We start from the raw sequence: 8,393 nt of genomic DNA, 5'->3' as shown, positions 1-8,393 counted from the left end.
GAACTCATTTACATGTTTTTGTCATTCCCGCGAAAGCGGGAATCTAACTCGTGCCTCTTTTAATGGCAAGTAAGCCGATAATACAACTTTATTCTTATTACCTTTAGACCCCTGCTTTCGCAGGGGTGACATTGGAAAATATACGTCCCTCCATCCCCTTCAAGGAGAACTCTCTCAGGATGACCCCTTCCCCTTGATTAAGGGGAAGGGGATGGTTGTAGAAGAGGAGCTGCGCCCCCCTTAGACTCCCCTGATTAAATCGCTCTCATTCTCCCTTTCTCAAAGGGAGAACTCTGCTCCCTCTTTCGTAAAGGGGGACTACAGGGGGATTTCCCCCGGGACAATCCTTTGGAACATCCCAAATTACCTCCGCAATAATCACCCTGTAAGCTGGGGCATTACCATCTTTTCAAGGATAAAAGTTGCTAGATAACCCAATCCAAAGCCCGCCAATGGCCACAGCATCAACAGGGGGTAGGTTATATCTTCCCACCCGCCAATCAGACCGTTGATGATAAAGACCAGAAACATCGCCAAATAATAGGCACCGATACTCAGCCCTCCCAGTACGCGTCTTGGTCCTGCTCCTTTAAACAGATATACAAGGAGTATTAGCATTAGAGCTGATGACAGCCAGGGTACCAGAATTGCCAGATAATAGAAGTCACCCCACCAGCTGAACTCGGATAGCGCCAACGTCAGGGCGCTTATTAAGAACGTGCCTGCGTCACTATCTATTCTTTCCCATCCTGTCTGCGCCACAGAAAGGATAAAGATTATGATTGCCGCCAGCACATAAGCCAAAGTGCAGGTAAAGAAAGCGTAACTAATCCTTTTCCGCATTTTCTCTCTCCTTCCCCACCAACCTCACCACCCTGTCCAGAATCCTATCGGCTACTTCTCTCTTGCTCATCAGGGGCAGTTCTTCGGTCTTGCCGTCGCGGTCAATCAGGGTCACTTTATTGGTATCGACGCCGAAGCCGCTGTCGGGGGCGGTAATGTCGTTGGCGGCGATGAGGTCAAGCTGCTTGCTTGCCAGTTTCTCTTTAGCATTGGCGAGCAGGTCTTCACTCTCAGCGGCAAAGCCCACCTTGATGAAGTTCCCTTTAACCTCAGCCAGGATATCCGGCGTCCTGACCAGCTCCAGGGTCAGCCCGGTGGTTTTTTCCTTCTTTATTTTGCCTTTGGACGCACTCTGCGGCCGGTAGTCAGCCACCGCCGCCACCATGATCAGGGCATCAGCCCTGGCCACAGCTTTGACCACGGCTTCTTTCATCTGCGCGGCGCTGACCACCTGTGTGACCTCAACGCCTACCGGCTCGGGAAGGGATGTGGGCGCGGAAATCAGAGTTACCTTAGCCCCCCTATCCCGTGCCGCCTCGGCCACGGCATAGCCCATCTTCCCCGAAGAGCGGTTGCTGATATAGCGCACCGGGTCGATGGCTTCCTGGGTACCCCCGGCGGTAACCACAATGTGCTTACCGGCAAGGTCGCCGTTTCTGCCCAGCACCTGCCGGATAGTGCCGATTATCTGCTCATTCTCAATCAAACGGCCCAGCCCCATTTTACCCGAAGCCAGACGCCCGTAAGCCGGGCCGATGATGGTGAAACCGCGGGCTTTCAGCTTCGCCAGGTTTTCCTGGGTAACCGGGTTCCGGTACATATTAACGTTCATCGCCGGGGCAATAATCACCGGCGCTTCCGTCGCCAGCACGGTGGTGGTCAGCATATCATCGGCGATACCGGCGGTTATCCGGGCGATGACATTGGCCGTCGCCGGAGCGATGACGACGACATCGGCCGCTTCCGCCAGGGCGACATGCTCGATGCTGAACTCGGAGGCAAGCTCCCACATTGTGGTCACCACTGGGCAGTTGGTCAGGCTGCGCAGGGTCAGCGGAGTGATAAACTTCTGTGCCGATTCCGTCATCACCACCCTGACCTCAGCCCCGGCTTGGGTCAGTTTACTGGCCAGGTCAGCTGCCTTGTAAGCGGCGATACCTCCGGAAATACCCAGCACCACCGTCTTATTGGTTAGCATTAGTACCTCCTCAACTGTCATTGCGAGATCATTCCGTTTACGCCTCCTCTCACGGATTGCTTCGTCGCCACGCTTCTCGCAATGACATGGGGCTTCGCCCCATTCTGGGACTCCCCTATTCTTTATTCATCAGGTAAATAAGCCTCAGCCCGATGAGTGTCAAATCAGGGTTCACCCGGTCGATTACCGCCGTTTCTCCGGCAATAAGGCCGGCATAACCACCGGTAGCCACTACCAGGGCTTTTTCCCCCAGTTCCTGCTGGATACGGGACAGCATTCCCTCAACCAGGGAGGCATAGCCATAGATAATCCCCGACTGCATGGCGGCGACCGTATTGGAGCCGATGACATGCCTGGGGCGGACCAGCTCAACACGGGGTAGCTGCGCCGTCCGGGTGAACAGGGCCTCGGCAGCCGTGGCAATGCCGGTGGCGATAATGCCGCCGATGTAGTCGCCTTCTTTCGAGATGATGCCGAAGGTGGTGGCTGTACCCAGGTCAATAACGATTACCGAGCCACCGTAAAGATGGTGGGCAGCGGCAGCGTCGGCGATGCGGTCAGCGCCGACCTCTCTCGGGTTGTCCATCCGGATTCTGACTCCGGTCTTAACTCCGGCCCCTACTATCAGCGGCGCCACGTGAAAGTACCGCTGCGCCAGGTCAGCGAAAGTGGTGGTCAGCGGCGGAACAACACTGCACAGGACGATATCCTTTATATCAAGCGGAGAAATGCCCTTATATTGAAGCAGGTTTAAAAGCAGAGCGGCGTACTCATCCGCCATCTGGTTGACATTGGTCGCCATGCGCCAGGTAGCCCGGATCTCTTCACCATCGAAGACCCCGAGGGTGATATTAGTATTACCAACATCAACGGCTAGTAGCATCGCCTTCTTCTCTGCTAACCCCTGTTTTCTTTCAGTTGCTTGATTGCCAGCGGCAACGCCGGCAAGAGATCGGTGGCAATCATCCCGGTATCACCCAGCCTGTTCCTGACAAGTTCACCGGCCGCACCGTGAAGGTAGACGCCGCAGGCGGCAGCATCAAAAGGGTTCAGTCCCTGCGCCAGAAGCGCGGCAATAACACCGCCGAGAACGTCTCCGGTACCGGCTGACGCAAGGCCCGGGTTTGCCGCCGGGCTAATCCTGATCTGCCCTTCAGGTGAAGCGATAACGGTATAAGCTCCTTTCAGGACAACGGTCTTCTGCCACTGCTGAGCTAACCTTACGGTAATGCTCGCCCTGTCTGACTGCACCTCATCTATTGAAAGTCCGGTCATCCTGGCCATCTCGCCGGGATGTGGAGTAAGTATAGCATCACCGGGCAACCGCTGCCACCAGCGCACTGTTTTGGCCAGGGTATTGAGGCCATCAGCATCGATAACCAGACGAGCCGGTGCCGGCTTCTGCCGGAAAAGGACCGATTTAACCAGCTGGCGGACCGAGGGGCTTTGTCCCAGTCCGCAACCCAGAAAGAACACATCATAATTCTTGAGTTCCTGATTTATCATTGCGGCAGCTTCCGCCGCAATGATTCCGGGACTGGACTCAAGTAAAGGCAGATAGGTAACTTCGGTCAGCTTGGCGGCCAGAACAGGCTGCAAACTGGTCGCCGTTGCCAGCGTTACCAGTCCGGCGCCAGCTCTCATCGCGCCATCACACGCCAAGTAGGCAGCGCCGATGTAGTTGAGTGAGCCTGCCATCACCAGCACTTTACCGAATGTCCCCTTGTTAGCGCCGAGCGGACGTCCGGGAAGAACCGACTCTACCCAGTCAGCCGTGATAAGCTCAGCGGCCTCCTCTTCCGCCAGGTACGCGGGGATGCCAATATCAGCCACCGTTATCCTGCCCGCTCTCTCCGCCCCGGGAAAATTAAACAGGCCCGGCTTGGGAAAGCCAAGAGTGATCGTATCATCGGCGTAAAGGCAGGCCGCATCAACGGACCCGCTATCAGCATCAAGCCCCGAGGGCAAGTCCAGGGCAATGATGCGCAGAGCGTGGCGCTTCTTTCTGGTTTCATTAACGCGTTCGAACACGGCAACGAAGTTATCCGCCAGCGAGCGGCTTTTTCCGGTACCGAAGACAGCATCAATCACGGCGGTAGCCGTCTCTAGCAATGAACTAAGTCTGTTCTGATTCTTGTCCAGAGCGGCATCGACACAGGTTATGCCGCGTTCCCTGACCATCTCAAAGCTCCGGTCGTCCGGACTCCTTTGTCCGAAAAGGTAAAGTTCAACCCTGGCCCCCCAGTCGTGAAGATGGCGGGCAGCCACCAGGCCATCCCCCCCGTTATTGCCGGGGCCGACCAGTACCAGGATGCACTGCCGGTTGACCGCGCCGAGGATGCGTCTGACCTCATCAGCCACCGCTTTGCCCGCGTTCTCCATAAGCTGGCTCGCCGGCAGACCAATACGGGCGGAGTCCCGTTCTGCCTGACGCATCTGCTCAACAGTTAAGATTTTCATATCTCACCCGCGGATTAGTATTAGTACACTGAGTGTAGCAATAAGCCTGGCTGCGGTCAACCTCTTTTTTGCAGGGCTAGTGCCCGGTAACAGCTATATTTGAGGAAAGAGACCGTCATTACGAGACCCTTCCGACCCCGTATCGGTGTACGGGGTAAACTCCGGCGGAAGGTGAAGCAATCTGGATGCTGGTTGTTCGCCAGGCTTGAGATTGCTTCGTCGGCTCCGCCTCCTCGCAAAGACAACCCAGATTTCGGAGCACAAAATTGTGTGTTACAGTCGGCTAGTCCAGGTCAAAGACCTTGCCCGGATTCAGAATATTGTTGGGGTCAAAAGCCAGCTTGATCCTCTTCATCAGGTCTATCTTGGCCCGGTCAGAAGCTATCGGAAGGTAGCCTTTCTTGACAAAACCGAGGCCGTGCTCACCGGAGATTGTCCCACCGAAAGACACCCCCACCTCATAGATTCTCTTCAATAGCTCTTTACCCTTTTCTTCAAGCTCCTTACTACCCTGCCCCATCGGGTGCAGGTGTACATTGCCGTCCCCGGCATGCCCGTAAGTCACCAGTGGGATGCCGTATTCAGCGGCAATCTCCTTGGTTTTTTTCACAAATTCAGCGATATGGCTGCGCGGGACAACGACATCGGAAACATTGAGTACGCCATAATGCCCGATGACGGTATAAAACTTCTCCCTGGCCTCAAGGAGATTCCGCTTCGCCCGCTCACTACCGGGGACAAAGATATCGACCGCGCCGTGACCCAGGCAAATCTTGCCGATGCGTTCGGCGATAACATGAAAGTCATCCTCGCTATCCGCTTCCACCATTATCAGCAGAAAAGCCTGATACTGGTGTAACGGGATCTCTTTGCCGGTATGCTGTTCGACCATATCGATAATGTCCTTCTCCATAAACTCGATACCGACCGGCAGTATCCTCTCTTTAAGGATGTCAGGGACGGAATCAATCGCGTCATGCAGGCTATGGAAAGGGACAAAAAGGATTTCCCTTCTCCCTGCCGGAGGAATCAGCCTCAAGGTAATTTTAGTGATTACCCCTAATGTCCCTTCCGAGCCGATGATCAGCTGGGTCAGGTCATATCCGGTGGCGCATTTAACGAACTTCCCCCCCGTGGATAATACCTCCCCATCAGGTAAGACCGCCTCCAGCCCCAGTACCGAGTGCCTGGTGACACCGTATTTCACGGCCCTCATCCCGCCGGCGTTGGTGGCCGCGTTACCGCCGATGGTAGCATTCGGCTCACCGGGATAGGGAGGATAGTAAAGGCCGACCTCCTCCACAGCCTTATAAACCTCGGCCAGGGTAACCCCCGGCTCAACGACAGCGACAAAGTTTTCCTTATCTATCTCCAGGATTCTGTTCATTCTCTCCAGAGAGAGAACAATCCCCCCATAAATGGGCACAGCACCGCCGGATAGTCCCGTCCCCCCGCCCCGGGGAGTGACCGGAATCCTTCTATCATTAGCCAGCTTGAGCACCCCGGCCACCGCGCCGGTATCTTCGGGGATAACCACCACTTCAGGAAGCACCGGATCAACCCGCAGCGTCTCATCACGGGAGTAGTTCTGCCGCTCATCTCCGCTGAGGACATTCCTGTCGCCAACTATCCCGGCCAGTAGCGTCAACACCTCTCCGGTTACTTTGCCAAAACTCCCGGTTGTCATATCCTTCTCTCCTCTCGTCTGTATACTGAACCAGGGATTACTCAGCCTTACCCTTGCCGATTCTTTCCAGTCCCTGGTTCATCGCCTGCCAGTGAGTTCCCCGCCAGTAAATCCGGTGACAGGCGGGGCACTCCATATAGTGACTCTGCGTCCGGAATACATAGGGCGGGACCCGTCCCTTCACCTGCTCTTTATCCCTCTCCACCAGGGGCTGATTGCACTCCAGGCAGATGGTAAACGGTCGGGCTTTGCCTCCCAGGTCGAGCGCTTCCGCCACCTGCCGCTTTTGCTGTTCCGGGTCATCGCTCTCGATGAGAACGGCTTTGAGCCGGCCGCTGGCGATGACCCCCCTCTTCATGACCTGGGTATCCCGTGTCAGTATCACCCGTTTATCGGCCAGGGCGGTAATTATCATTTCCCAGTCATCATCGCCATTGAAGAACAGGGTATCATACCCTATCATCCTCAGCCACTTGACCAGCTTCCCCACATTATGGTCTACGATGAATTTCAAAATGTTATCGACGGGGTAAACTTGTCGGGAGGCTTCAGCCCGAGTTCAGCGTTCGACTAAGCGTTCGACTGAGCTCACGCCGAAGTCTCACGCCGAAGTCCCGAGGGCGAAGCAATCCGGGTCGGGTATGTTTACGCTCCCCCTCACGGATTGCTTCGTCGCTTTGCTCCTCGCAATGACATCTATATGAAAGAGGAGCTTCGCCCCCCTCAAACTCCCCCTTCAAACACTGATTTCCATACCTTCATAGGCTGGAGAGATTGTGATAGCTAATTCTTCGGCAACAGTCGCTATTTCCGCTCTACTTTCATCTTCCAGTCCGGGACTCATGTGAACGGTGACCACGCGGGGCAGATAACCCTTAAGCTCAAGGAAGACCCCCAGCTCTTCTTTGAGCAGGTCTGGGGTAAGGTGCTTTGACTCCCTGCCGAAACTGGTAAACCGGTTCGAGGCGGTGACTTCAATGATAAGCAACTGCGGTGAGACTTGCCGCCAGCAGTCAGCCATGTCCGGCCCGGTGTCCCCGCTGTAGAATATCGCCTTCCCGTCGGAAGCCGTCACCTGGTAGCCGACGGCCGGAACGGAGTGGTTTAGCGGGACAGGTAGGATACTATAGCCTTCAACCTGCTCCGGCTTTAGCGGTTCGACCACGGTGAACTTAACCGTGGGGTTCTCCGGGGGCCGTTCCAGGAAATTGGGATAGAATTTCCCATCGAGCAGGCGGGTAGTCAACGCATCATGGACAGACGGGGGGGCATAAATACGGAAAGTGGCGCCGGAAAGGTAAGAATTCATCGCCAGGGCAGGTATATCGCGGACATGGTCATAATGATGATGGGTGAGCAGTACCGCCTCAACTTTCTGCTGCTCCGCAAAAGACAGGCTGGAAGTAAGCCCGCCGGCATCCAGTACCAGGATATCATCAACCAGCAAACTGAGAAGCCGGGTATTTTGTGATTCGCAGTTATGCGCTCCCAGAATCCGGATTTTCATAACGGATACCCTGACCCCGGTGATGACCTAATCAGCAATAGAGAAGGGATTAAAATTCGTCTCATAGTCATAAGTGTCAATCGCCTCTCGCTTCTTTAGAGAGTTTACTATCACGTAGGTCAGCGGTGTCGCCAGGGCTTCAATAGCCGTTTTCGCCAGCCAGTGGTACAGAATGATTACCGGCAAAAACGAGGGGGTACCGGCGAAGGCAACGGTAATAAATATCGCAGTGTCCAGCCCCTGCCCGATGATAGTAGAGCCGATAGTCCGGCTCCACAGCCAGCGACCCCGCGTCAGGATCTTCATCCTTACCAGGATAAAGGAATTGGTGAACTCACCGGCAAGGTAACCGAGAAAGGAAGCAACCATTAATCTTGGCGCATAGCCCAGGATGCGCTCGTAAGCGGCCTGCGCCTCCCAGAAAGAAGCCGGCGGCAGTGCCTGCGCTACCCAGGCAAAGAAGACGAAGATAAGATTACAAATGAACCCGAGCCAGATGATCTTCCTCGTCCAGCGGTAGCCATAGACCTCGGTAAGGATATCACCGAAGATATAGCTCAGGGGGAAAACGAAGACAGCCGCCGGCAGCACCAGAAAGCCGAGGCTCACTATCTTGACGGCGATGATATTGGCCGTGATAAGACAGGTAATAAAAATCGCGGTAATAATGACAAAACGATTTGAGATTTGCATTATCT

At 55.1% G+C, this 8,393-nt stretch carries 8 protein-coding genes; all 8 read right to left on the bottom strand.

The genetic code is table 11. The features are described 5' to 3' along the window. Positions 1–378 precede the first annotated feature (378 nt). A complete protein-coding gene (locus Q8Q07_08105) occupies positions 379–843 on the bottom strand; it encodes a hypothetical protein (GenBank protein MDP3880245.1) in 465 nt (154 codons plus the stop codon). Continuing rightward, positions 827–2,041, bottom strand: coding sequence for a bifunctional phosphopantothenoylcysteine decarboxylase/phosphopantothenate--cysteine ligase CoaBC (gene coaBC / locus Q8Q07_08100; protein MDP3880244.1), 1,215 nt, complete (start codon positions 2,039–2,041; stop codon positions 827–829). Before coaBC ends, Q8Q07_08105 begins: the two co-directional genes overlap by 17 nt. A gap of 115 nt (positions 2,042–2,156) precedes the next feature. Then, a complete protein-coding gene (locus tag Q8Q07_08095; protein MDP3880243.1) occupies positions 2,157–2,924 on the bottom strand; it encodes a type III pantothenate kinase in 768 nt (255 codons plus the stop codon). 14 nt (positions 2,925–2,938) lie between these two features. Then, on the bottom strand, positions 2,939–4,501 hold the full coding sequence (locus tag Q8Q07_08090; GenBank protein ID MDP3880242.1) for an NAD(P)H-hydrate dehydratase: 1,563 nt from the start codon (positions 4,499–4,501) through the stop codon (positions 2,939–2,941). A 283-nt stretch (positions 4,502–4,784) separates the two neighbouring features. Then, a complete protein-coding gene (locus Q8Q07_08085) occupies positions 4,785–6,188 on the bottom strand; it encodes an FAD-linked oxidase C-terminal domain-containing protein (GenBank protein MDP3880241.1) in 1,404 nt (467 codons plus the stop codon). Positions 6,189–6,225: 37 nt separating this feature from the next. Beyond that, positions 6,226–6,702, bottom strand: coding sequence for a Mut7-C RNAse domain-containing protein (locus Q8Q07_08080; protein ID MDP3880240.1), 477 nt, complete (start codon positions 6,700–6,702; stop codon positions 6,226–6,228). 222 nt (positions 6,703–6,924) lie between these two features. Then, positions 6,925–7,695 carry an MBL fold metallo-hydrolase gene (locus Q8Q07_08075; GenBank protein ID MDP3880239.1) on the bottom strand — a complete coding sequence of 257 codons (771 nt, stop codon included), beginning with the start codon at positions 7,693–7,695 and terminating at the stop codon, positions 6,925–6,927. A gap of 27 nt (positions 7,696–7,722) precedes the next feature. Continuing rightward, positions 7,723–8,393, bottom strand: a 671-nt coding sequence (locus tag Q8Q07_08070) for a queuosine precursor transporter (GenBank protein ID MDP3880238.1), incomplete at its 5' end; no start/stop codon positions are given.

The organism is Dehalococcoidales bacterium (assembly GCA_030698765.1).
Lineage (GTDB): Bacteria > Chloroflexota > Dehalococcoidia > Dehalococcoidales > UBA2162 > JAUYMF01.
Note: the sequence above shows the minus strand (reverse complement) of the source record. Positions and strands in the feature narration are given on the sequence as shown.